General features: G+C 67.5%; 18 protein-coding genes. 10 read left to right on the plus strand and 8 right to left on the minus strand.

Features of this window, described 5'->3' with window-relative positions:
• Positions 1-145 precede the first annotated feature (145 nt).
• Both AC0Z6F_RS00950 and AC0Z6F_RS00955 read right to left on the minus strand, forming a co-directional pair.
• Positions 146-598, minus strand: a complete 453-nt coding sequence (locus AC0Z6F_RS00950) for an MgtC/SapB family protein (RefSeq protein WP_005410036.1) — start codon at positions 596-598, stop codon at positions 146-148.
• Between the two features lie 129 nt (positions 599-727).
• On the minus strand, positions 728-1,486 hold the full coding sequence (locus AC0Z6F_RS00955; protein ID WP_485616453.1) for an SDR family NAD(P)-dependent oxidoreductase: 759 nt from the start codon (positions 1,484-1,486) through the stop codon (positions 728-730).
• 446 nt (positions 1,487-1,932) lie between these two features.
• Here AC0Z6F_RS00955 and AC0Z6F_RS00960 point away from each other — a divergent pair, with 446 nt between their 5' ends.
• A complete protein-coding gene (locus tag AC0Z6F_RS00960) occupies positions 1,933-2,886 on the plus strand; it encodes a helix-turn-helix transcriptional regulator (protein ID WP_012511379.1) in 954 nt (317 codons plus the stop codon).
• 45 nt (positions 2,887-2,931) lie between these two features.
• Here the strand turns inward: AC0Z6F_RS00960 and AC0Z6F_RS00965 are convergent, their stop codons facing one another.
• The 4 genes from AC0Z6F_RS00965 to AC0Z6F_RS00980 form a co-directional block, all read right to left on the minus strand.
• Positions 2,932-4,818, minus strand: coding sequence for a hypothetical protein (locus AC0Z6F_RS00965; RefSeq protein ID WP_485616452.1), 1,887 nt, complete (start codon positions 4,816-4,818; stop codon positions 2,932-2,934).
• A 105-nt stretch (positions 4,819-4,923) separates the two neighbouring features.
• Entirely contained in the window at positions 4,924-6,834 is a 1,911-nt protein-coding gene (locus tag AC0Z6F_RS00970; RefSeq protein WP_006373273.1) for a CocE/NonD family hydrolase, read from the minus strand.
• Positions 6,835-7,036: 202 nt separating this feature from the next.
• The gene (locus AC0Z6F_RS00975) at positions 7,037-7,423 is read right to left on the minus strand and encodes a DUF4440 domain-containing protein (RefSeq protein WP_012511382.1); all 387 of its coding nucleotides are present in this window, start codon (positions 7,421-7,423) and stop codon (positions 7,037-7,039) included.
• Positions 7,423-8,781 (minus strand): MFS transporter, encoded by a 1,359-nt coding sequence (locus tag AC0Z6F_RS00980; RefSeq protein WP_012511383.1) that lies wholly within the window; start codon positions 8,779-8,781, stop codon positions 7,423-7,425. The genes AC0Z6F_RS00975 and AC0Z6F_RS00980 overlap by 1 nt, the downstream gene beginning before the upstream one ends.
• Before the next feature lie 105 nt (positions 8,782-8,886).
• On the opposite strand from AC0Z6F_RS00980, the gene AC0Z6F_RS00985 reads away from it, so the two are divergent.
• Positions 8,887-9,783 (plus strand): LysR family transcriptional regulator, encoded by an 897-nt coding sequence (locus AC0Z6F_RS00985; protein WP_485616451.1) that lies wholly within the window; start codon positions 8,887-8,889, stop codon positions 9,781-9,783.
• 98 nt (positions 9,784-9,881) lie between these two features.
• On the opposite strand, the gene AC0Z6F_RS00990 is transcribed toward AC0Z6F_RS00985, so the two are convergent.
• Entirely contained in the window at positions 9,882-12,677 is a 2,796-nt protein-coding gene (locus tag AC0Z6F_RS00990) for a beta-glucosidase (protein WP_485616450.1), read from the minus strand.
• 337 nt (positions 12,678-13,014) lie between these two features.
• Between AC0Z6F_RS00990 and AC0Z6F_RS00995 the strand changes: the two genes are divergently transcribed.
• Complete coding sequence (locus AC0Z6F_RS00995) at positions 13,015-13,449, plus strand: VOC family protein (RefSeq protein WP_032129608.1); 435 nt, start codon at positions 13,015-13,017, stop codon at positions 13,447-13,449.
• Between the two features lie 283 nt (positions 13,450-13,732).
• On the plus strand, positions 13,733-14,437 hold the full coding sequence (locus tag AC0Z6F_RS01000; protein WP_485616449.1) for a helix-turn-helix domain-containing protein: 705 nt from the start codon (positions 13,733-13,735) through the stop codon (positions 14,435-14,437).
• 9 nt (positions 14,438-14,446) lie between these two features.
• On the opposite strand, the gene AC0Z6F_RS01005 is transcribed toward AC0Z6F_RS01000, so the two are convergent.
• Entirely contained in the window at positions 14,447-15,337 is an 891-nt protein-coding gene (locus tag AC0Z6F_RS01005) for a sterol desaturase family protein (protein WP_485616448.1), read from the minus strand.
• Positions 15,338-15,469: 132 nt separating this feature from the next.
• Here AC0Z6F_RS01005 and AC0Z6F_RS01010 point away from each other — a divergent pair, with 132 nt between their 5' ends.
• From AC0Z6F_RS01010 to AC0Z6F_RS01035, 6 genes are all read left to right on the plus strand, one after another.
• The gene (locus AC0Z6F_RS01010; RefSeq protein WP_485616447.1) at positions 15,470-16,420 is read left to right on the plus strand and encodes a LysR family transcriptional regulator; all 951 of its coding nucleotides are present in this window, start codon (positions 15,470-15,472) and stop codon (positions 16,418-16,420) included.
• Between the two features lie 92 nt (positions 16,421-16,512).
• Complete coding sequence (locus AC0Z6F_RS01015) at positions 16,513-17,163, plus strand: DsbA family oxidoreductase (protein WP_485616446.1); 651 nt, start codon at positions 16,513-16,515, stop codon at positions 17,161-17,163.
• Between the two features lie 34 nt (positions 17,164-17,197).
• Complete coding sequence (locus tag AC0Z6F_RS01020) at positions 17,198-18,205, plus strand: cyclase family protein (RefSeq protein ID WP_485616445.1); 1,008 nt, start codon at positions 17,198-17,200, stop codon at positions 18,203-18,205.
• A gap of 259 nt (positions 18,206-18,464) precedes the next feature.
• The gene (gene imuA, locus AC0Z6F_RS01025) at positions 18,465-19,079 is read left to right on the plus strand and encodes a translesion DNA synthesis-associated protein ImuA (RefSeq protein ID WP_478470672.1); all 615 of its coding nucleotides are present in this window, start codon (positions 18,465-18,467) and stop codon (positions 19,077-19,079) included.
• Between the two features lie 9 nt (positions 19,080-19,088).
• The gene (locus AC0Z6F_RS01030) at positions 19,089-20,498 is read left to right on the plus strand and encodes a Y-family DNA polymerase (protein ID WP_100434879.1); all 1,410 of its coding nucleotides are present in this window, start codon (positions 19,089-19,091) and stop codon (positions 20,496-20,498) included.
• 6 nt (positions 20,499-20,504) lie between these two features.
• A complete protein-coding gene (locus tag AC0Z6F_RS01035; protein WP_485616444.1) occupies positions 20,505-23,615 on the plus strand; it encodes an error-prone DNA polymerase in 3,111 nt (1,036 codons plus the stop codon).
• Positions 23,616-23,671: the final 56 nt, after the last annotated feature.

Consider the following 23,671-nt stretch of genomic DNA (forward strand, 5'->3'; position numbering starts at 1 on the left):
ACAATAATTTCGATCAGACCACTTGCAGCGGATTTAACCGCCGCTCCGACGAAGCACCTATTAGACCATAGGTCTAGATGCCATATTGGTCCGACCATTTAGGTCCAGTGGTAGTGCCGGCCGCTGGCCGGCAACTCGAGATTCCCTACGAAATCCGCTTCTCCAACCGCCGCATCACCGCCAGCACCAGCACGCACAGCACGCTCACCCCGATGGCAATCACGTACTTGCCGATGCCCACGGCGATGCCGATGGCCGCCGCCATGATCAGCGAACTGGCCGTGGTCAGGCCGCTGACCTGATCCTCGCGTGACCCACGCAGAATGGTGCCGGCGGCAACGAAGCCGACGCAGGCGACCACGGCTTCGATCAGGCGCACCGGGTCGACCTGCAGCAGGTCGCGGTAACGCTCCTGCTGGAAATGCTCTGCCACTGAATCGCCGAGTCCAACAATCAGCGCAGCAGCACCGGCAATCAGCATGTGGGTGCGCAGGCCCGCAGCGTGCTTGCCCATCTCGCGCTCGACACCGAGCACGCCGCCGAACAGCATTGCTGCGGCCACGCGCAGCAGGATCGAGACATCCTGGGTGAGTTCCATGGGCAGGCTCCGGGTGTTTCCCGGAGCGTTGCGCAGCAGCCGTGGCACAACGGTGAAGGCCACACCACAGCCCTTTCACCCGGTAGCGCCGGGCCATGCCCGGCGTCACCGTCGCCTGCGATCACCGCATCATTGCGCCAGATAGCCGCCATCGATGGCGTAGTACGCGCCGGTCGCGAACGAAGCATCGTCGCTGGCCAGCCAGGCAACCAGCGCCGCCACTTCCTCGGCCGTGCCCAGCCGTTTCAACGCATGGCGCCCTTCCAGCGTCGCACGCACCTTGGCATCCATCTTGTCCAGCAGCGGCGTGCTGATGAAACCCGGGCCGACCGCGTTGACACGGATGCCGCCGGCGGCATGTTCCCAGGCAGCGGTCTGGGTCAGCCCCACCACGCCGTGCTTGGCCGCCACATACGCGGTGGAACCGGCATAACCCACCTGGCCAAGGATCGACGCCATGTTGATGATGCTGCCACCGGAACCTGCCGCACGCATGGCCTGGATCTGCGCACGCTGGCACAGGAATACGCTGGTCAGGTTGACGTCGATCACGCGCTGCCATCCCTCCACGGGATAATCACCACTGCTGGCAGCCGGCCCACTGATGCCCGCATTGTTGACCGCGATATGCACACCGCCCAGTTCCTTCACCGTGCGCCGCACCGCCGCTTCGACGGCCGCATCATCGGTCACGTCCAGCGCGATGCCGATCGCCTGCACGCCGCTGCCCTGCAATTGCGCCACCGTGGCATCAACTGCCTCCTGCTTCAGGTCCCATACCGAAATACGCGCACCGGATGCGGCAAGGGTCTGCGCGACCGCCAGACCGATGCCGGACACACCGCCGGTCACGATCGCGGTCTTGCCGGTGAGCTGGTAATCAATCATCTGTGTTCTCCGTCTGTGGGGGTATTGGCGCGGCCTGTCGCGGTTAACCCCCCACGCTACGCCTCCGCCTGTGATGGCCCAGCAGACAGCGTGTCCGCAGGCGATCGTTCCATCGATAAAACCTCAACCCAAGTTGATGTATGGAATTACGTACGGATATGCAGGCAAAACGCCGCCGTATGTTCTACGGAGCATTCAACTTGGCCGTATTGATCAATGGTTTTGACCATCTCGAAATCAAATGTGGGTGAATCGCGGCGACAATGGGAAACGCTTCCAGTTTCTTTGACACATTCATTCCAATCTGGCGTTTCCCCAGCCCTTCCAGATACCGCCTCCGACGCGCCGCAGCGTGTCCACGCAGGTATCTATCGGAAATGCATCTGCATTGCAGAGCGCATGGGTCAGGTGCTGCCAGTGTCCACCTCCAATGCAAGTGCCGAGCAATGTCCCGATACTTCACCTTTGCCGATTACCGCCGCTTCGGCCACCGCCACGGCTTCGACTACCGCGCCGATCCGGAACACCTGCGTGATGACCAGTGGGCCGGCCACGGCGAGGTCAACGAACAGTTCCTGCGCGGTGGCATGAGCCTGATCGCCTCCGACGTCCATAATCGCTTCCCGTATGTGGCCACCGCCCAGCAGAGTCCCGGCCTGGCCATCCGCGTGATGCTGCAGGGCCAGGTCGATGTACGTGTTCCGCGCCGTCCCGGATTTACCCTGCGCGCCGGCACCGCGATGACCGCCCACCACCGCGAGCAGGTCGAAATGACCGGCGCGCACCCCGGCGAAACGCACATGCGTGGGGTCAGCGTGATGGTGCCGGCCAAGATCGATCCGGACGTGTTCCAGCTGCCGCAGTTGGAGACCGCGCTCAATACCCATCTGGAATGCCGTCACTGGGCGATTCCGCACACCCTGCTGCCGGTGCTGGGGCAGCTGTTCGACAGCCCCTGGCAGGACGGCATCGATGCGTTGTGGCGCGAAGGCGTGGCCCTGCAGCTGCTGGCCGTTGGCCTGCAAGCCGAAGATCTGCAGACCGACCAGGTGCGCGCATTGCGCGCGGGCCAACGCGAGCGGCTGGAACGCGTACGCGCCTACCTGCATGACGATCCGAGCCACACCCACAGCCTTGTCGAACTGGCCCAGCTGGCCTGCATGAGCCCGAGCTCGCTGCGCCGTCACTTTGCCCAGCAATACGGCTGCTCGGTATTCGACTACCTGCACGAGCAGCGCATGCGCCATGCCGAACAGGGCCTGCGCGAGGATGGCTGGACGGTTGAACAGGCCGCCGCCGCCAGCGGCTACCGGCACCCCAGCAACTTCGCCGCCGCGTTCCGCAAGCGTTTCGGCCTGGTGCCCAGCCGCTGGCGTACCGGTCCCTCGAAAGTGGGATGAGCCGCCAGGAGCGACGCCGGGCATTGCCGCACGGCGTCGCGGCGGCTAACGGCCTCCGCGGTCCTGCAATGCCTGCATCACCGCGTCCGGCAGTCGGCAAGGCTGCTTTGGGTCGCTGTCCACGCGCCAGCCCCGGCCCAGCAGCACGCCCTTTCCATCGCCCTGCGCACCCTCCTGCGGCCTGCAGTGCACCGCACTGGCGACTACATGGCCGTCCCGATCCAGCCACTGCTGCAGTCGATAGGTATGGCCTTCAACATTGGCGTGCTCGAAGCTGACTTCAACGATGCCGGGAACACCCTCGCCTCCGTCTCCCGCAGGCACCCGGCTTACCCCGCCGGATTCGAAGAGGCGCTGCGCAAGCACGTTCTGGCTGCCATCGATCAGCGCGCCCCGGGTCTTCCACGCGCCATCGTGCCCGACATCCTGCCGTACCCAGATGCGCTCGGCCGACAACGGAAGGATCTGGGCGTGGATCGGCGGCAGCACTTCGCGGCCGTCGGCCCGCATCATTCCGTAGCGGCCATCGCGCAGGAAGATCAGGTGATCGGCTGCAAGCACCTCGACGGATCCGAAGGCAGGCGCCACCACGCTGCCCAGTGCGGTGTTGTAGAGGTGCGAGTTGCCTTCCACATCATCCAGTACCAATAGCGGCGGCGCGATGTGGTCTTCCCGAAGCCGCAGGCCAGGCGGCATCAGGTGTGGTGTCAGACCGGCGTCCAGCCATAGGCGCGGGTCCTGCTCACCTGCCAGCGTTCCCATCACACCGGCCGCAGCCGCCCGGTAGCTGGCCACATCGGCCTGTTCGAACAGCACCTTGCCATCACAATCGAGGACGGCTGCGCCGACGCCGGCATAGGCGTTGCGCAGTCGCCATGGAAGCACCGGGTGGACATTGAAACTCAACGACCGTGCCTGCCCGACCACACGGCCCTGCACGTCAACGATCACCTCGTCCTCGCCCTCGTCCTTGCTGCGCAGCAACCAGCGTCCCGGACAGTAGTCCACGATCATGCCGCTGGCGGACGCGGGCAGCAGCACAAAGCGCCCGTCCTGCAGCAGCCAGCCACGTTCGGGCGTATCGCTGTCGAGGCCGTTGGCATACCGCCTGACCTCCAGCGGAGCACCTGCGTCGTCGTCGGCGCCGGCGCCGGCGCTGTTGCGATGGTGTGGCCACAGTGCGGCGCCCTGGTACAGCGCCTGGTCGACGCGCGCACCCGCTGCATCGACCCGCATCCAGGTATCCAGCCGGCGCAGCCACCAGCCGTTGCCACCTGCGGGCCGCGCCTCGTCGAAGTCGCCGCTCAGCACTACGGTGCCGGATTCATCCTGCACGCGGCAGGTTGCCGTCTCACGGTCAGCGCAGATCACATAGGCCTGCCGACCCGGGAACGGTCCTCCCACCCATATCGCCGGCGCGTCGATGCGCAGCACCTCGCGACCGTCCAGGCTGAAGAATTGCGTGCTGCCGTTGCGGCCCTGCCAGACGATTCGATCACGCGACAGCCGCCGCCAGTCGCCGGCCTCGCCCGTCGGTGCGAAATGCACCCTGCCCTGGGCATCGGCCAGGCCGGTACCCAGGTAGCGCTCCTGCGCATCACTGATGTCGACGCGCCAGAGCGTATCGCTCCCCTGCAGGCGATCGTCATAGCGGATGCGGCCGGCGAACTCATGCAGCAGGCGGCCTTCATCATCGAACCACTGCGAGCGCGGTGACCGACCGTGGCCTGACTGCTTGTACCAGTCGCTGCGATACCAGCGGTCCGGCCCCAGCAGCATGAGGCTTGTACCGTCAGGCGCTACCAGCAGGCGGCCTTCGGCACTGACCAACGCCTCCCCCTGGAACCCGCCAGCCCGAACGGCGAAGGCACCTGTGGCTGCCATCGCCGGCCCCGTCACCAGCATCGCGCAGCAGAGCAACATCCTTTTCATCGTGCATACCATCCAAAGCAGGGATGCACGCTATGCGATGACGATGGTCGATGCAATGCGACTGCGGCCCGCGCACACGGCGGGCCGCATGTCGTCGCCCTTACCTCAGTACACCGGCAGATCGATGTAGCTGGCCTGCGCCGCGCTGTGCCAGACCCGCTGCGTGGCCTTCTGGTAATCGCCCGGTTTGGCCAGGTAGATGTTCGGCACGTAGGTCTGCGGGTTGCGGTCGTATAGCGGGAACAGGCTGGACTGCACCTGCACCATCACCCGGTGCCCCTTCTGGAAGGTGTGGTTGGCGTTGGGCAGGTCGAAGCGGTACGGCAGCACTTCGTTGGCGGCCAGCGGCTTCGGATCGCTGAAGCTCTCGCGATAGCGGCCGCGGAAGATCGCCAGCGACACCGGCAGCTCGTAACCACCCATCTCCGGCGTCGACGCTTCCTGGTCCGGATACACGTCGATCAGCTTCACCACCCAGTCGCTGTCGGTACCACTGGTCGAGGCTTGCAGATGCACCACCGGCGCGCCGCCGATGCGCAGCGGCGCGGTCAGCGGTTCGGTGATGAAGGTCAGCACGTCCGGGCGGCCATCAACGAAGCGCTGATCCTTGACCAGCCAGGTGGTCCACATGTCACGGTCACCGAAACGCACCGGACGCGGCACGAACGGCACCGGCTTGGCCGGGTCGGACACGTATTCCTCGAAGTCACCCTCGCCCGCCGCCGGCGCCTGGAACGCCAGCTTGCCGCCGGCGCGCAGGTACAGCGGCTTGCTGCTGGCGGTGCAACCCTTGTCGCAGCTGCGCGGCCAACCCTTCAAGCGGTCCCAGTGGTTCTCGCCAGTGTTGTAGATCAGCACCGGCGGCGTATCGGCCTTTGGCGCGCCGTCCACCAGGTACTGGTCGAAGAACGGCTTGAGCACATCGCGGCGGAACTGCAGCGCGGTATCGCCATCGAACTTCAGCGCGCCCAGCTCGCTGCCACTGTAGTTCACCTGACTGTGCCGCCACGGCCCCATCACCAGGTAGTTGCGGTTGTTGCCGCTGTCGCGCCCTTCCATTGCCTGGTAGGCGTGGTTGGCACCCCACATGTCCTCCTGGTCCCACAGGCCCTGCAGCCACATGGTCGGCACCTTCAACGGTGTCTTCGCCATCACCGCGTCCAGCGCCTGGCCCTGCCAGAAGCCGTCATAGGCCGGGTGCTCGACCAGCTTCTTCCACCAGGTCAGCTGGTCCACGCCGGTGAAACGCGCGTAGTCGCCGGCCGAACCGATGCGCAGGAAGGTGCTGTAGTCGTCGTAGCCGAGGCTGGGCAACGGCGTGCCCTTGCCGCGCTTCTCGGTCTGCATTGCGAAATAGTTGAAATTGACCTGGCGGAACGCACCGTAGTTGAGCCAGTCGTCACCCATCCAGCCATCGACCATCGGGCTCTGCGGCGCGGCCACCTTCAGCGCCGGGTGCGGGTCGGTCAGCGCCATCACCACGGTGAAGCCCTCGTACGACGAGCCGAGCATGCCGACCTTGCCGTTGCTCTCCGGCACGTTCTTCACCAGCCAGTCGATGGTGTCCCAGGCGTCGGTGGAGTGGTCCACCTTGGTGTTGTTCAACGGCCCGCGCAGCGGTCGGGTCATCACGTAATCGCCTTCGGATCCGTACTTGCCACGGATGTCCTGGAACACGCGGATGTAACCGCCGTCGACAAACACTTCGTCACCCTGCGGCAGCAGGTCGCGCATGCGCGGCGAATCACTGCGGCTGGCGCGACCGGCAGCGTCGTAGGGCGTGCGGGTGAGCAGGATCGGCGCATTGCGCGCACCCTTGGGCACCACGATCACCGTATACAGCTTGGTGCCATCACGCATCGGCACCATCACCACGCGCTTGTCGTAGTCACGACCGACATCGGGGGCAACGAAGGGCTTGCCGCTGATGTCCGGGGTCATCGGCGGGGTTTCGGCGGCCAGCACGGTGCTGGACAGGCAAAGGGCAATGGCTACAGCGACGGCACGCACACGCATGGACAACCCCTCCCGGCAGGAAAGCATCAAGCCTACTCCTGCCTTGAGCCGTGAAGTGTGGGCGGGCTTTGCATTCTGCGGCGGATGCAGGCAGGACTGATGGCACATGTGCACCTCACTGCCGCTGCGCTCGCCGGGCATGGCCCGGCGCCACCGGTCGCGCAGGTCATAGGGTAGCGCCGGGCCATGCCCGGCGGATCCATCAACCCGCTTGAACCTCATGCAGCGCCAGCCAGCGCCAGCGCCCTGCTTCCTGCCGCAGCACCGCCAGCGATTCCCGCCATGCAGGCTCGCCGCCATCGATCGAATGCCCCTCGCGATAGCGCAGCACGGCCAGCGGTGAAGGCGCTTCCACCGCCTGCACGGCTTCGATGGAAATCTGCAGCCCTGGACGCGCGCCATGGACGCCCGCGAACAGAGCCTGCACGGCCTTCCGATCCAGCCTTTGGCCCGAGATACCGACCATGCTGAAATCGGCGCAGAAATGCGCCGTCAGATCGTCCAGCGCGTCGGCGCCCATCTCGGCGCGGAACCAGGCCTGCAGCTTGTCGTGCAGGAGGTGGACTTCATGTTCTGCGGTGGTATCCATCAAGTGTTCTCCGGTTGTGAAAGGGTGAGCAACTGCGGCCGGCGCAGCAGCGCCATCGGCAACAGTGTCAGTACGGCGGCCAGACCCAGCGCCGCGCCGGTGGCGCGGGCAGGCAGCCACTGCATGGCCAAGGCCAGCAGTAACGCAATGGCGGCGGTACCCAGGCAGAAACTGAGCTGGCGGTTGAGGTTCCAGAGTGCGCTGGCATCGCCCAATGCTTCGCCCTCGACCCCATGGAAGGCCAGCGTCTGCGCGGTGCTGCTGCACAGGCTGCCGCCGGCGCCCATCAAGGCAAACAGCCATGCTGCAATGGCAAAGACCGGGTGTGGCAGCAGCGCCATCAACAGCAGGCCGCCGGCTTGCAGCAGCATGCCGGCGCGCAACACCGTGGCCGGGCCGAAGCGAGCCAGCAGGCGCTTGCTGGCCGTGATCGCCATGGCCGAGGCCAGCGCCCACGGCAGCATCAACGCGCCGATGCGCGCCGCGCTGTAACCGGCCTGGTACAACTGCAGGGTACTGACCAGCTGACTGCCGATGAACACACCGGGTACGGCCAGATAGATCAGCATCGCCAGGCGCAGCCCGCGATGGGACAGCAGCGACCAGCGCAGCAGTGGCTGCTCCTGCTGCCGTGCATGCCGCAGGTGGGCCGCCGCCAGCAGCATTGCGATCAACAGCAGTACGGCACCGGCGGTCCGATGGCCGGGTTCGCCCACCCAGGTCAACGCCAGCAGCAGCGCGCCCAGCGCCAGCATCGCGGTGGACAGCGCATAGGCCTGCAGGCGCGGCGCACTGCGCGCGCCGTCGGCCGGCATCCACGCCAGCACCAGTCCAATCGCCACCACTGCCAGCGGCAGGCTGGCCCAGAGCACACCGCGCCAGGACAACCACTGCACCAGCAGCCCACCGAGCGCAGGCGCCAGTGCCGGCACCAGCAGCGCCACCAGCAGGATGCGGCGGGTCAGCGCGCCACGCTGGTCGGGCGTGCACTGTCGGTACGCTGCCGCCTGTGCCACCGGAATCAGCAGGCCACCAGCAAGCCCCTGAAGCAGCCGCCAACCCAGCAGCCAGCCGATACCTGGTGCCGCACCGGCCAGCACAGCGGCAACCGCGAACAGCAGCAACGCCACCAGCAGCAGGCGACGCTCACCACAGCGCGCGGCCAGCCAGGGCGCCAGCGGAATCACCACGCTCAGGCCCAGCATGTAGGCGGTGCCGACCCAGGCCAAGGTAGCGACGTCGGCATGCAGTTCCGCCGCCAATGCCGGATAGGCCACCGTGGCGATGAACATGTTGACCAGATCCAGGGCGAACACCAGCAGGAAGATCGCCTCATGGCGCAGGCGGGGGGACGGCATCGGCGGCGCTCCAGCGGGGAAGCGGCCAGCATGCCGCCCGGATCTTGTTGGAAAAACACGACGGCAGCTGCAACACTGTCAAACCTGTTTTGACAATGGATCATCATGGTCAGCCTCGATCGCTTCGATATCTTCCGCGCCGTGGTCGAGGCCGGCAGCCTGACCGCCGCCGCCGATCGCCTGGGCCTGAGCCGCGCGGTGGTCAGCTTCAACCTGAAGCGGCTGGAACAGGAGCTGGGCGTGACCCTGCTGCTGCGCAGTACCCGCCACCTGGCCCTGACCGGCGCCGGCGAGCAGTTCCTGCAGCACTGCGTGCAAGCGCTGGATGCAGCGCAGGCGGCGATCGATGCCGCCCGCCGCGACCAGCAACACCTGCAGGGCGTGCTGCGCCTGACCACCACCCCGGAGTACGCACAGCTGCGCCTGATTCCTGCATTGGAGGCGTTCCGTGCGCGGCATCTGGCCCTGCAGCTGCACCTGTCGACGTCACCCGCGCCGGCGGACCTGATTCCCGAACGTTTCGACCTGGCGATCCGCCTCGGCCGCCTGCCAGACTCGGGCCTGCACGCCAATGAACTGGAGCGCCACCCGCTGTGCGCGGTGGCGGCTCCGTCCCTGCTGGCACGCCTGCCCTCTGCCGATGCTGCCGACGACCCCGTGCAGCTGGGCACCCTGCCCCGCCTGGGCTACCCGCGCCTTGCCGATGTGCCGGTGATTGCGCCTGATGGCAGCGACGCCCTGTTTGCCACCAACCCGGGCAATGCAGTGGTGCGCGTGGATGGTGCCAGCAGCCTGCGCGCCTTCGCCGTGGCCGGCGCCGGGGTCACCGTGCTGCCACGCTGGCTGATCGAGGACGACCTGGCCCAGGACCGGCTGCGCCCGGTGCTGCGCCAGCACCGGTTCCCGCAGCAGAGCGTGTACGCGGTCTACCCGCACAGCACGCAGCCCTCACCGAAGGTGCGGCAGCTGATTGATTTCCTGCGCGGGTGGTTTGTCACCTGAAAAGGGGACGGAGGGGATTAAGTCGTTTATGCATAAACGACTTAATCCCCTCCGTCCCTTTTTTTGCATGGCCCCTTGCGGGGCCATGCCTTCAAGCCTCAGCGCAGCACCTGCTCCACCAGCTGCACGTCCACGCTCTGCAGCGGCTCGGCCGCGTTGCGCGACAGCTGCACCTGGTAGGTGCCGCCATCGATCTTCCACTGACGGGCCTGCGCATCGTAGTGGGCCAGGGTCTTCGGCTCGGCTTCGATGCGGATGCGGCGCTGTTCGCCCGGCTGCAGGGTCACCTTGTCGTAGCCGATCAGGCGGATCGGCGTGGTGCTGCCGGCCGGCAGCTTCAGGTACAGCTGGGCCACATCGGCACCGGCGCGCTTGCCGGTGTTGCGGATGTCGACGCTGGCGACCAGGCGCGATCCTTCCACGCTCACCTTCAGGTTTTCATAGGCGAACGTGGTGTACGACAGGCCATGGCCGAAGGCGAAGGTCGGGGTCAGGCCCTTGGCCGCCATCCACTTGTAGCCGACGTTGGCGCCTTCGATATCGAAATCGAACACATCGCCGAACGGCTTGGCCGGCTTGAAGCCGAGGCCGTCGATGTGCGGGCGCGGCAGCTGCGATTCATCCACTACCCAGGTCACCGGCAGGCGCCCGGACGGATTGACCTGGCCGGTCAGCAGTGCGGCAATGCCTTCGCCACCGCGGATGCCCGGGTACCAGGCCTGCAGCATCGCCGGCACCTGCGCCAGCCACGGCGTGCGCACCGGGCCGTTGGTTTCCAGCACCAGCACGGTCTTCGGGTTGGCCTTGGCCACCGCCGAGATCAGTGCGTCCTGCTTGTCCGGCAGCTGCATGTCCGGCAGGTCCACCGATTCGGCGGCCCACTGGGTGGCGAACACGATGGCCACATCGGCCTGCGCGGCGGCCTTGGCCGCAGCGGCGGCATTGGTGCCGTCCACATACTCGATGGTCGCATCCGGACGCGCCGCACGCAGCGACTCCAGCGGCGAGGACGGGTGGAAGATCACCGGGCCCGGCCAGGTGGTGGGCAGCACGCCCGGCACCGCGTTGGTGCCCTTGGCGGTCACGCCCACCATCGACGAACCACCGCCACCGATCACGCCCTTGTCGGCGTGGCCGCCGATGATGACGATGCGCTTCACGCTGTCGGCCAGCGGCAGCAGGTTGCCTTCATTGCGCAGCAGCACGCTGCCTTCTTCCACCGTGCGCTGGGCGACGGCGAAGCCAGCCTCGGCGTCCACCTTCTGGTGCTGCGGCGGGTTGTCGAAATTGCCGTGCAGGAACATCGTGCGCAGGATGCGCGCCACCATGTCGTTCAGGCGCACCTGCGGCACCACGCCGCCGTGCACGGCCAGGCGCAGCGGCTCATCGAAGAACACGGCCGCGTCGAACACTTCACCGGCCGACTGCTGGTCCAGGCCGGCCAGCGCCGCCTTCGAACCGCTGTGTACGCCGCCCCAGTCGGACATCACGAAACCGGGGAACTTCCATTCCTGCTTCAGCACCTGGTTCATCAGGTAGCCGTTCTCGCAGCCGTAGGTGCCGTTGATCTTGTTGTACGAGCACATCGCCACGCCCGGTCGCCCGGCGTCCAGCGCGATCTCGAAGGCCAGCAGGTCCGACTCGTGCATGGCTTGTTCGCCGATGCGCACGTCGTGGAAGTTGCGGCGGGTCTCCATGTCGTTCAGCGCGAAATGCTTCATCGAGGAGATCACGTGCTGGCTCTGCACGCCCTGGATCAGCGCGCCGACCATCGAACCGGCCAGCAGCGGATCTTCACCGGCATATTCGAAGTTACGGCCGTTGCGAGGGTCGCGCTGCAGGTTGACGCTGCCGGACAGCAGGATGTTGAAGCGCTGCTGCCACGCTTCGCGGCCCATGGTCGCGCCGCCGGCAAAGGCGACCGCACGGTTCCAGGTGGAGGCGGTGGACGGGCCCGACGGCATTGCCGTGGCGAAATCACCCGGGCGGATGCCACCCGGATTGGTCACGCCGACGCCGGCATCGGCCGACTGCTGCGACGGAATGCCCAGGCGCGCGACTTCCGGCACGAAGCCGGCCGAACCCACCGCACCTTCCGGCAGCTTGCCGCCATCCTTGCCCAGCCCGAAGTAGCTGTGCAGCATCTGGAACTTCTCGTCTTCGGTCATCGCCTTCAGCAGCAGCGCAGCGCGCGCGTCGGCGGTGAGCGTGGTGTCCATCCATGGCCGTTCACCACCCTTGTCGGCGGCATAGGCCAGGGTCAGCAGGGTTGCCCGCAGGCTGCTGCCTTCTACCTTGAACGGCGCGCTGCTGGCGGCCTGGAAACCATCGCTGAAGTAGCTGGCATCGGCTTCCAGGGCAACGCGTGCCGGGTCGAAGCCGGCCGCTTTGGCCGATTCACCGGCCACCGCGCCAAGCAGTACCGCCGGCGCGCCCAGTCGCGAACGCGACACCAGGGCCGGCAGCTGCGAGGCACCGGCACCGGCGTCGGTGTAGACGGCCACGGCATGGCGACCGTCATCCAGGCGCAGGTAGTTCAGGCCCGGCTGGTCCGGACCGGATTCGGCCGCGATCGGCAGCCGGGTCAGTACCGCCTGCCCCTGCTGGGTCTGGCCGTCATCCTTGCCGGTGGAAATGAAGCGGTACTCATAGCCCAGCCCATCGGCCAGCAGCTGCAGCGGATCGACCTGGCCGATGCCACGCTGCACCTGGCGCACGCTCACCGCATCCACCTGCAGGGTCTTCAGCTGGGCGGCCAGGGCCGGCATCGCCTCGGCGGTCGGGGCCTGTTCCAGGGTCAGCACAGTGAACGCAGCTGTGTCGGCCCAGGCCGGGGCGGCCAGTGCGGCAGACAGGGCCAGGGACAGTGCAAGCGGTTTTGTAAACGTTTTCATCGGCAGGCGTAATTCCGTTGCCAAGGCAATCGGTCCAGGGAAAGTGCCGCCGAAGGGTGCAGCGTTCATGCCGCGCAGGGGTTGCCAGGCAACGTCCCGCAGGCCGAAGGACGGGCCGGTCTGCGCCTGGGACCCTCCTCCCGGCGTGACAACCTGCCTGTCCGGGCCGCGCAGGGCGACCCAATCATGTGAAGATTGTGCGAGGGCGTTCACACCTGTCAACAGGACCTAAGTCACAGGCCGACCCCAGCCACTGGTTATCAGGCCATCACCGGCGGTCATCAGCGCGCCGCGCGAGGCTGCTGATAATGGAGATCCCTGGCCACGAATCGAGCCCATGACCGTACACCGCGACTTCGATCATCTCTGGCGCGACCGCTGTGATACCTCCAGCCAGCGCGCGCCGCGCGTGCTGATCCGGGTGTTCGTGGCCCCCGGTGAGCTGGAGCGCAGCGTGGCGTTCTACGAGCAGTTGCAGGGCGTGGTGGCCGATGCCGGGTTCCCGTTTCCGGAGGCCGGCCTGCGTCTGGCGATGGTCGGTGCGTTCCTGTTGATCGAGGGCAGCAAGGCGGCGCTGGCGCCGTTCACTTCGACCACGGGGACGCTGCTGGTCGATGACGTTCGGCCCTATCACGACAAGCTGGTGGCGGCTGGCGCTGAAATCATCTTCCCGCTGCAGGTGGTACCGACCGGGGCGGCGTTCAATGCGGTGCATCCCGATGGCACCGTGGTCGAGTACGTGCATCATCGGCCGGATCCGCACGGGCGATGAGAGTGCGCGCGGCCGGGCTGCGCCCGGCACCCGCAGAGGCAACGGCCAACGCTACAGCAGAATCAAATGCCGCATTCCGTGGGATGGCGGGGCACTGTGGGTCTGCGGGGACGGCGCAAGTACGTCCATGTAGCCTTGGTCGCCGCATCCATGCGGCTCACACCCCGCAAACCCACAGTGCCCCGCCTTCGACAGCTGGCTGGTGGCCAGTAGATCCACGCCATGCGTGGATGCTTTTCAAATCAACACGAGATATTCGATTCCGGTGGAGGTCCATCCACGCATGGCGTGGATCTACAATTCCTCCATGTCCTCTCCCGCCCTGCCCTGGAATGGCACGCTGCTGCTGGATGCTCACGTGGCCGTGCTGCAGGGCCACGCCGGTGGCAGCGATACGCACGCGCACTACGCACATCAGCTGCTGCTGAGCGACGGCGCGCTCTGGCAGGTCGAGGTCGCTGGCGTACGGCAGCAGGGCCAACGGCTGTGGCTGCCGTCATTCCAGCCGCACGCAATCCTGTCGGCGCCGGAAGCGGGCTGTACGGTGTTCCTCGAACCGGCGCATGCCGATCCCGAACAGATCCAGCAGCAGTTGCACACCCTGCCGGCCGACATCACCGCCCTGCAGGAACGGCTGCCGCAGCTGAGCCGCCCGCAACCACTGGACCGCCGCGTGCAGGCCGCGCTGTCCCGTATCGCCCAGCACCTGCCCGGGCCGGTGCCAGCCGCCGATATCGCCGAGGCGGCACATCTGTCGACCAGCCAGCTGCATCGACGCTTCCAGTCCGATCTGGCGGTGACCCTGCGCGGCTGGGTGCTGTGGCAACGGCTGCGCAGCGCACTGATGCATCATCTGCGCGGGCACAGCCTGACCGACAGCGCGCACGCGGCCGGATTCGCTGACCTGGCCCATCTGTCGCGCAGCCTGCGCCGCATGTTCGGCATCAGTGCCGCGCAGCTGCAGGGCCTGCAGCTGCACGCGGCCTGACACGCCCCATCATCCGCGCCTGCGCAGACCTTCCGGCAGCTCCGGCACCTCGCCATGCGGCAGTTCGCGGAACGGCGCCAGCAGCTGTCCGGGATAATCGCGCGGATAGTCCGGCTGGCTGCCGATGCCGAGGTCGCGTTGCTGCAGCCGATAGCCGGGCGCATCGAAGGCGGTCCCCAGCAGGTGATCCCAGACAGTCAGGAACAGGCCGAAGTTGACGTCGCCGGCGGTGCCGTAACGCATGTGGTGGAAGCGGTGCAGCGGCGCCCAGGCCATCACCCGGCCCAGCACGCCGGGACGCATGTCTACGTTGGAATGCTGCAGCAGCAGCTGGATGGCAATGGCGAACGCCAACACCGCGGCTACCGGCATCGGCAGGCCCAACAGCAGCAGCGGCAGCACGCCGCCGACTGCTTCGGCCGCCTGGTGCAACGGGTGCTTCATCAGGCCATTGAAGCCGTACATGCGGGTGACGCTGTGATGTACCGCGTGCAGCCGCCACAACCAGCCGATGCGATGGCTGGCGTAGTGCACCAGGGTGATGCCGAGATCGGCGCAGACGATGGCCATCAGCACCTGCAGCGCGAACGGCCACTGCAGCGGCCACAGCTGCCACGGAATGAGCGCTGCCAGCAGCGGAACCGCAGCGATCGACAGCAGGTTCAGGCTCTCGTTGACCAGCGCATGCAGGGTGTCACGCAGGCTGTCGCCCTGGTCGTGGTTGAACGCGGGGTCATACGGCCAGGCACGTTCGGCAGCGAACGAAACCGCGATGGCAACCGCGAGCAGGGCCAGCAACCACAACGGGTCACCGTGGCAGTGGCCGACCCAGACGATGGCGGCGGCAACGAAACCCAGCAGGAACAGCGGGGCATACAGGCGGAGCATCCAGTGCTTCATGGGCAATCCGGAAAGTAAGGGGCCTGCATGCTGGCGCCGCGTATGGGGCGCCGGCTTGAACAAACGGCGCAACCCGGCGCGCTCCCCAGTGGATGACCATCGTGGACGGCACCACGTTTCCCACATCCATGCATGGCGTGGATCTACAATGGCGCCCTCATCGCGCCCGGGACCGGCATGGATTCCTTCAACCTGATGCGCGCCTTCCGCCGCATCGTCGAACGCGGCGGGCTGGCCCGCGCCGCCGAAGACCTGGGCATGTCGCCGGCCGGGCTGAGCAAGCAGCTGCGCACCCTGGAAACGCACCTGGGCGTGGTGCTGCTGCAGCGGACCACGCGGCGCATGAGCCTGACCGAGACCGGCCACGCCTATTACCGCGAATGCTGCCGCCTGCTCGACGAGCTGGATGCATTGGAACGTGGCATCGCCGAACAGCGTGGCTACGTGGCCGGACGCCTGCGCGTGAACGCACCGCAATCATTCGCACTGAGCACGCTGTCGCCGCTGCTGCCGCGCTTCCTGCAGCAGCACCCGCAGCTGTCGCTGGACCTTGTGATGGAAGACCGCCTGCTCGATGCGGTGGGCGAAGGTTTCGATGTGTCGCTGCGGCTGCGTGCCGAGCTGGACGACTCGCGACTGGTGGCGCGCCGCCTGGCCTCGTTGCAGCAGGTGCTGTGCGCTGCCCCGTCCTACCTGCGGCAGCATCCGGCACCGCAGGCGGTGGACGATCTGCAGGCGCACAGCGTGCTGGCCTACAGCCTGTCCGACTCGCCCGGCAGCTGGCCGCTGCTCGGCCCCGACGGCCAGGTGACCATCACCCTGCCGGCGCGCGTCACCGTCAACAACAGCCTGCTGCTGCGCGACCTGCTGGTGGCCGGCATGGGCATCGGCGCCCTGCCCTCGTTCCTGGCGGCACCGGCGCTGGCCCGTGGCGAACTGCAGCAGGTGCTGCCCGACCACCGCTATCCGCCACGTTTCGTGCATGCGGTCTATCCCACCTCGCGCCACCTGCAGCCCAAGGTGCGTGCCTTCATCGATTTCCTGCACGCCGAGCTGCCCGGCTGCGCCGGCCTGGATTCGTAACCGCCAGCGAAAACTGAGCTGCCCGCGGCGTGCTGTTTCATCCACGCCGCGCTGCCTAATCTGCCGCCTCCCCTCTCACCGATGGCAGGCAGATGTCTTCCGTTCCTTCCCCCACCACCGCCGCGCCGGTGGTCGATTTCTTCCACGACGTGGTCTGCGGCTGGTGCTTCGTGCTGGCCCCGCGCCTGCAGCAGGTCTCCGCCGAAATCGGCATCCAGGTGCGTCACCGCAGCTTCGTGCTGCAGGACTCGCGCGCGCAGATGGTCGAGGTGTTCGGCTCGATGGAGCGCGCCAAGGCGATCATCCTGCGCCACTGGACCGACTGCGCCGCGCATGAAGACACCGCGCGCATCGATATCGAAGGCATGCGTGCACAGGACTTCGAGTATCCGTCCGGCTGGCTCGGTGCACTGGCCTGCCAGACCGCCGGCATGCTCGGTGGCAACGACGCCCATGGCGCGATGTTCGATGCCGTGCAGTGGGCGCACCTGCACCAGCACCGCAACATCGGCGATGCCGAAGTACTGCTGGATATCGCCGAGTCGCTGGGGCATCCACGTGGCGCCTTCGCTGACCACATGCGCAGCGACGCAGTGCGCCAGCGCGTACAGGCCGACCGTGCCGAAGCCGCGGCCCTCGGCATCCGCTCCATTCCCACCGTGATCGGCGGCAACGGCCTGCGCCTGCAGACCCTGCCGCTGCCGCAACTGCGCCAGGCCCTGGCGCACCTGGTCGCGGCCTGAGCCGCACCGTCCCCCACCTGCAAGGAGATTCCCCATGACCTCACGTACCCTGGCCACCGCGCTGGCCCTGCTGCTGGCCGGCACCGCCGCTTCCACCACCGTGTCCGCGCACGAACGCGTTCCCTCCGGCCAGCAGGTCGGCACCAGCCCCTGGGGGCCGAAGGACGAGATCGGCCGCCTCAACCTGATCACCGACGCCTCGCGTGCGGCGATCCTGTCGCGGGTCAGTGGCGGCAAGGCCTATGACCTGGCCACCGAGTACTACGTCGGCATGCCCAGCTGGCAGGATGCCGGCGACCCGCACTACCAGTTCTGGATGACCCACACCCCGCGCGGCACGGTGATGGATGATCCGATGGGCGTGGGTGAAACCATGAACCTCACCCGCAGCTACACCGGCACCGCGTTCTCGATGTACAGCCACACCGGCACCCACATCGATGCGCTGAACCATTTCGGCATCCACGGAAAGATCTGGAACGGCTTCGAGGCCGACAAGCACCTCGGCGACCGTGGCTGGAACGTCACCGGTATCGAGAAATTCCCGCCGCTGATCGCGCGTGGCGTGCTGATCGACGTGGCCGGCGCCAAGGGCGTGGACATGCTGCCGGACAGCTACCGCGTCACCCGCCAGGACCTGAAGGATGCGCTGGCACGCCAGCAGGTGAAACTGCAGCAGGGTGACATCGTGCTGATCCGCACCGGCCGCATGCGCCTGTTCGAACAGCCCAAGGCCTACATGGCCAACCCGCCGGGCATGGGCCTGGACGCGGCGCGCTTCCTGGTGGAGGACAGCGGCGCGATGATCGTCGGCGCCGACAACCTCAGCTTCGAGACCTTCCCCTCGGAGGTGTCCGACGACTACGTGCCGCTGCACACCTACCTGCTGGCCCAGCAGGGCGCGCCGATCATCGAGCTGGTGGCGCTGGACGAACTGGCCCGCGACAAGGTCTATGAGTTCGCCTTCATCGGCGGCCCGCTGAAGATCCGCGGCGGCGATGCCGCGCCGCTGCGCCCGGTGGCGCTGCCGGTCCGCCCGTAACCGGGGCCTGCGGGGTGCCGCCCCTGGTCGGCATTCCGTCCCATACCGGGTGGGTGCCGACCTTGGTCGGCACTCCTTTACCCCTTCAGCAACCTGAAACCCGACCTTCCGATTTCATTAGTAATCCTACTCACAAGGCGAGTAGCATGTCCGGTCTCAGCCCCTGATACCGGCCCGTCGATACTCGCGCCATGCCTGCCGTTTCCGCCCGTTCCTGCCGCTTCCAGCCCGATCGGCGCCTCCCTTGGAGGACCGGCTGATGGGTGCTGTCGTCGCCCTCGACCGGCTGCTGGACGGGCGCCAGCTGTGGCGCGGCCCAGCCCGCCAGGGGCCGGCCAGCGACCACCTGGCCAGTGGCCATCCGGCGCTGGACGCACGCCTGCCCGGCGGTGGCTGGCCGACCAGCGGGCTGTGCGAGGTGCTGCAGGCCGCGCCCGGCGTCGGCGAGCTGGCGCTGGTCTGGCCGGCGCTGGCGAAGCTGAGCCAGCGCGACCGCCCGATCGTGCTGGTCGCCCCGCCCTACCGCCCGCATGCCCCGGCCTGGGCGGCTGCCGGGCTGGACCTGGCCCAGCTGCAGATCATCCACGCCGCACCGAAACAGGCGCTGTGGGCCGCCGAACAGTGCCTGCGCTCTGCGGCCTGCGCGGCGGTGCTGTGTTGGCCACACCAGGCCGACGACCGCTCACTGCGCCGGCTGCAGGTGGCTGCCGACAGCGGCCAGTGCCTGGGCTTCGTGTTCCGCGAGGCGCAGGCAGCGCGCAACCCCTCCCCGGCCAGCCTGCGCCTGCAGCTCGACCACGGCCAGGTACGGGTGCTGAAGTGCCGTGGCGGCCTGCCACCGGCGCAGCCGTTGCCACTGGCCATCGCCCACTGAGGCCGCGTCATGCATTGGGCCTGCCTGTTGTTGCCGCAGCTGGCACTGGACAGCGTGCTGCGCCTGCAGCCGGACCCGCAGCGGCCACTGGTGCTGCTGCAGGGGCCGGCGCAGCGTCGCGTGCTGCGAGCGGTCAGCCCGTCGGCACGCGCAGCGGGACTGCGCCCGGGCATGCTGCTGTCGGCCGCACAGGTGCTGGTGCAGGACATGTACCTGCACGACTACGACCCGAACGCCGAACAGCACACCCGGCAGCTGCTGGCCAGTTGGGCCTACGCCTACAGCTCGCAGGTCAGCCTCGATTTTCCGCACGCGCTGGTCATGGAGATCGGCGCCAGTCGCGCCCTATTCGGTGACTGGCTGACGATCGAAAAGCGCCTGCGCGGCGAACTGCATGAGCTTGGTTTCCGCCACCGCCTGGTGGCCGCACCCACCGCGCATGCCGCGCGCGTGCTGGCCAACGTCCACGACGGCCTCGGCATCGATGCGCAGCAGCTGCCAGCGGCACTGGCGCAGCTGCCGTTGCCGCGTTGCGGCCTGCCCAGCGAAGCGGTGACCGTGCTCGGTCGTTCCGGTCTGCGCACGCTGGGTGCGGTGCTCGAACTGCCGCGCGACAGCCTGGCCCGGCGCTTCGCCCCCGAGGTGCTGCAGCAGCTGGACGCATTGCGTGGCCTGCCCACCGCGCCACTGCGTTACTACCAGCCACCGGACCGTTTCGATGCGCGCATCGAATTCGAATACGAGATCGAATCCAGCCAGGCCCTGCTGTTCCCGCTGCGTCGCCTGCTGTTGGACCTGGCTGCGTTCCTCTGTTCGCGCGATGGCGGCGTGCAGCGCTTCGACCTGCATTTCGAGCACGACCTGCTGCCAGCCAGCGTGCTGACCATCGGCCTGCTGGCACCCGAACGCGATCCCACGCTGCTGTTCGAGATCGCACGCAACCGCATGGAAGCCTTCGCCCTGCCGGCCGGCAGCCGCGCACTGCGCCTGCAGGCCGAGCAACTGCCACCGTTCGTGCCCGCAGCGCGTGACCTGTTCGATACCCGGCCGGCGCAGGCGATGCCTTGGAACCAGCTGCGCGAGCGCCTGCGCGCTCGGCTCGGCGATGACGCCGTGCAGCCGCTGGCGGTGCAGGCCGACCACCGCCCCGAGCGCGCCAGCGGCACCCAGCCTGCGGCCAAGCCACCGGCATACTGGCCACTGCGCCCCGGTTGGCTGCTGGATACCCCACAACCGCTGCGTGATCCGCGCCTGCGCATCGTCACCGGGCCGGAGCGGATCGAATCGGGCTGGTGGGACCAGGCCGATGCGCGCCGCGATTACTACGTGGTGGAAACCGCGCATGGCCAGCGCGGCTGGGCTTTCCGTGACCGCAATGATCCGCATGCGCCGTGGATGCTGCACGGCTGGTTCGGCTGAGCCGTCATGTACAACGAACTGCCCGGCTACGCCGAACTGCACTGCCTGTCGGCCTTCAGTTTCCAGCGTGGCGCCTCGATCGCCGAAGAACTGTTCGCGCGCGCCGCTGGCCAGGGCTACCGCGCGTTGGCGATCACCGACGAATGCTCGCTGGCCGGCATCGTGCGCGCCTGGCAGGCGGCGAAGACGCATGGCGTGGCGCTGATCGTCGGCGCCGAATTCCAGGTCGAGGACGGGCCGAAGCTGGCCCTGCTGTGCACCGACCAGGCCGCCTACGCCGGCTTGTGCCAGTTGATCACCACCTGCCGGCGGCGCGCGGCCAAGGGCGAATACCGCTGCCTGCGCGAGGACCTGCTCGGCCTGCCCGACGGCCTGCTGTGCCTGTGGCTGGACCGGCAACCGGCCGCCATCGATCTGGAACTGTTGCGCGCCGGCTTCGATGATCGGCTGTGGTTGGCGGTGGAACTGCACCACGAACACGACGACGCACGCCGCCTGCAACAGCTGCAGGCCTTCGGCGAACGCCACCGCCTGCCGCTGGTGGCCAGTGGTGATGTGCACATGCACGTGCGCCGCCGCCGCGCCCTGCAGGACACCCTGACCGCGATCCGCCACCGCTGCAGCGTGGCCGAGGCCGGCTGGCGCCTGTTTCCCAACGGCGAGCGCCACCTGCGCCCGCGTACCGCACTGGCCCAGCTGTATCCGTCCGAACTGCTGGCCGAGACCCTGCGCATCGCCGAGCGCTGCCACTTCACCCTGGAGCAGCTGCAGTACACCTATCCGCGCGAGCTGGTGCCCGAGGGCCACGATCCGGACAGCTGGCTGCGCGTGCTGGTCGAGCGTGGCATCCCGTGGCGTTGGAAAGGCGGCATCGAACCGGCACAACGCAAACAGATCGAGCACGAACTGGCATTGATCCGGGAAAAAAACTACGCCTCCTACTTCCTCACTGTGCAGGACATCGTGCGCTTCGCGCGCAGCCAGGACATCCTCTGCCAGGGCCGCGGCTCGGCGGCCAACTCTGCGGTGTGCTTCGTGCTGGGCGTGACCGAGATCGACCCGGCGCGCAGCAACCTGCTGTTCGAGCGCTTCATCTCCGCTGAGCGCGATGAACCACCGGATATCGACATCGACTTCGAGCACGAGCGCCGCGAGGAAGTACTGCAGTACGTGTTCAAGCGCTATGGCCGCGAACGCGCTGCGTTGACTGCGGTGGCCATCAGCTACCGTGGCCGCAGCGCGATCCGCGACGTGGCCCGTGCGCTTGGCCTGCCGATGGACCAGGTCAACGAACTGGGCGCGGCGATGGACCACTGGGGCGGCCATGTGCCGCTGCCGGAGACCCTGCGCGAGCGCGGCTTCGATCCGGAAACACCGCTGATGCGGCGGTTGCTGGCGCTGACCGCCGAGCTGATCGACTTCCCGCGCCACCTGTCGCAGCACCCGGGCGGCTTCGTGATTTCCGAGCATCCGCTGTCGACCCTGGTGCCGGTGGAGAACGCGGCGATGGCCGACCGTACCGTCATCCAGTGGGACAAGGACGATCTGGATGCCACTGGCCTGATGAAGGTCGACTGCCTGGCGCTGGGCATGCTCACCGCCATCCGCAAATGCCTGGCGATGCTGCAGCAGCATGGCCTGCACAGCGGGCGCATGGATGCGATTCCCGATGAAGACGGCCCGACCTACGACATGATCTGCGCCGCCGACACCATCGGCGTGTTCCAGATCGAGTCGCGCGCGCAGATGGCGATGCTGCCACGCCTGCAGCCACGCGAGTTCTATGACCTGGTGATCGAGGTGGCGATCGTGCGCCCCGGCCCGATCCAGGGTGACATGGTCCATCCTTACCTTGAGCGGCGGCGGCTCCTGCGCGAACAGGGACCGGACGCGTTGAACGACCCGGACAACCCGCTCTACCCGCCGCAGCTGAAGCGCGTGTTCGCGCGCACCCTGGGCGTGCCTTTGTTCCAGGAACAGGTAATGCAGCTGGCAGTGGATGCGGCCGGCTACACCCCGGGCCAGGCCGATGCCCTGCGCCGCTCGATGGCCGCATGGAAACGCCGTGGCGGGCTTGAACCGCATCGCGAGAAGCTGCTGGCCGGTATGCTGAAGAACAACTTCAGCCGCGAATACGGCGAGCACCTGTTCGAGCAGATCAAGGGATTCGGCGATTACGGTTTCCCGGAAAGCCACGCCGCCAGTTTCGCCCTGCTGACCTATGCCAGCTGCTGGCTGAAGTGCCATTATCCGGCCGCGTTCACCGCCAGCCTGATCAACAGCCAGCCATTGGGTTTCTACAGCCCCGACCAGCTGCTGCAGGATGCGCGCCGGCATGGCATCCGCGTGCTGCCGGTGGACGTGCGCCACAGCGACTGGGACTGCACGCTGGATTTCAGCAAGGGCGCGGCGGCGATCCGGCTCGGCCTGCGCCTGGTCGATGGCTGCAACGAACCCGCCGTGCAGGCCATCATGCGTGAACGTGCGCGGCGCCCGTTCGACGATGTGGGTGACCTGTGCCAGCGCACCGCACTGGACCGCCGCCAGCAGGGCCTGCTGGCCGATGCCGGGGCGCTGCGTGGGCTGAGCGGCCATCGCCATCGTGCGCGCTGGGATATCTCCGGCGTGGAAAACCGGCTGCCGCTGTTCGACCAGGCCCGCGCCACCGCCGAAGCCCGCGTGCCGCTGCCGCTGCCCAGTGCCTGGGAAGACATGCAGGCCGATTACCGCAGCACCGGCACCACGCTGGGCCGCCATCCGATCTCGTTCCTGCGCGCACAGCTACGCAGCCGCGGCTGCCTGGATGCCGCACAGCTGGCTGGCCACGGCCATGGCCGGCGCGTGCGTATCGCCGGCCTGGTGCGCATGCGCCAGCGCCCGCAGACCGCCAGTGGCGTCACCTTCCTCACCCTTGAAGACGAGACCGGCATGGTCAATGCCGTGGTCTGGCGGCACCTGGCCGATCGCCAGCACCGGGTGCTGGTCGATACCCAGCTGATGCAGATCGATGGCCGCCTGGAACGCGTTGATGGCGTGCAGCACGTCATCGTGCAGCGCATGCACTGCCTGGATGAACTGCTGCAGGGACTGCGCAGCCACAGTCGCGATTTCCACTGACGATACACAACGTCACACAACGAACTGGCCATTGCCGGTCCGCATCCGCTATCGTC

Source organism: Stenotrophomonas sp. 1L-E-5-B-C3 (genome assembly GCF_057292075.1).

What these genes read in the sequence shown, in the direction of transcription:
- AC0Z6F_RS00950 (WP_005410036.1), bottom strand. Translation starts at nt 598, where the DNA reads ATGGAACTCACCCAGGATGTCTCGATCCTGCTGCGCGTGGCCGCAGCA.
- AC0Z6F_RS00955 (WP_485616453.1), bottom strand. Translation starts at nt 1,486, where the DNA reads ATGATTGATTACCAGCTCACCGGCAAGACCGCGATCGTGACCGGCGGT.
- AC0Z6F_RS00960 (WP_012511379.1), top strand. Translation starts at nt 1,933, where the DNA reads ATGTCCCGATACTTCACCTTTGCCGATTACCGCCGCTTCGGCCACCGC.
- AC0Z6F_RS00965 (WP_485616452.1), bottom strand. Translation starts at nt 4,818, where the DNA reads ATGAAAAGGATGTTGCTCTGCTGCGCGATGCTGGTGACGGGGCCGGCG.
- AC0Z6F_RS00970 (WP_006373273.1), bottom strand. Translation starts at nt 6,834, where the DNA reads ATGCGTGTGCGTGCCGTCGCTGTAGCCATTGCCCTTTGCCTGTCCAGC.
- AC0Z6F_RS00975 (WP_012511382.1), bottom strand. Translation starts at nt 7,423, where the DNA reads ATGGATACCACCGCAGAACATGAAGTCCACCTCCTGCACGACAAGCTG.
- AC0Z6F_RS00980 (WP_012511383.1), bottom strand. Translation starts at nt 8,781, where the DNA reads ATGCCGTCCCCCCGCCTGCGCCATGAGGCGATCTTCCTGCTGGTGTTC.
- AC0Z6F_RS00985 (WP_485616451.1), top strand. Translation starts at nt 8,887, where the DNA reads ATGGTCAGCCTCGATCGCTTCGATATCTTCCGCGCCGTGGTCGAGGCC.
- AC0Z6F_RS00990 (WP_485616450.1), bottom strand. Translation starts at nt 12,677, where the DNA reads ATGAAAACGTTTACAAAACCGCTTGCACTGTCCCTGGCCCTGTCTGCC.
- AC0Z6F_RS00995 (WP_032129608.1), top strand. Translation starts at nt 13,015, where the DNA reads ATGACCGTACACCGCGACTTCGATCATCTCTGGCGCGACCGCTGTGAT.
- AC0Z6F_RS01000 (WP_485616449.1), top strand. Translation starts at nt 13,733, where the DNA reads ATGGCGTGGATCTACAATTCCTCCATGTCCTCTCCCGCCCTGCCCTGG.
- AC0Z6F_RS01005 (WP_485616448.1), bottom strand. Translation starts at nt 15,337, where the DNA reads ATGAAGCACTGGATGCTCCGCCTGTATGCCCCGCTGTTCCTGCTGGGT.
- AC0Z6F_RS01010 (WP_485616447.1), top strand. Translation starts at nt 15,470, where the DNA reads ATGGCGTGGATCTACAATGGCGCCCTCATCGCGCCCGGGACCGGCATG.
- AC0Z6F_RS01015 (WP_485616446.1), top strand. Translation starts at nt 16,513, where the DNA reads ATGTCTTCCGTTCCTTCCCCCACCACCGCCGCGCCGGTGGTCGATTTC.
- AC0Z6F_RS01020 (WP_485616445.1), top strand. Translation starts at nt 17,198, where the DNA reads ATGACCTCACGTACCCTGGCCACCGCGCTGGCCCTGCTGCTGGCCGGC.
- imuA (WP_478470672.1), top strand. Translation starts at nt 18,465, where the DNA reads ATGGGTGCTGTCGTCGCCCTCGACCGGCTGCTGGACGGGCGCCAGCTG.
- AC0Z6F_RS01030 (WP_100434879.1), top strand. Translation starts at nt 19,089, where the DNA reads ATGCATTGGGCCTGCCTGTTGTTGCCGCAGCTGGCACTGGACAGCGTG.
- AC0Z6F_RS01035 (WP_485616444.1), top strand. Translation starts at nt 20,505, where the DNA reads ATGTACAACGAACTGCCCGGCTACGCCGAACTGCACTGCCTGTCGGCC.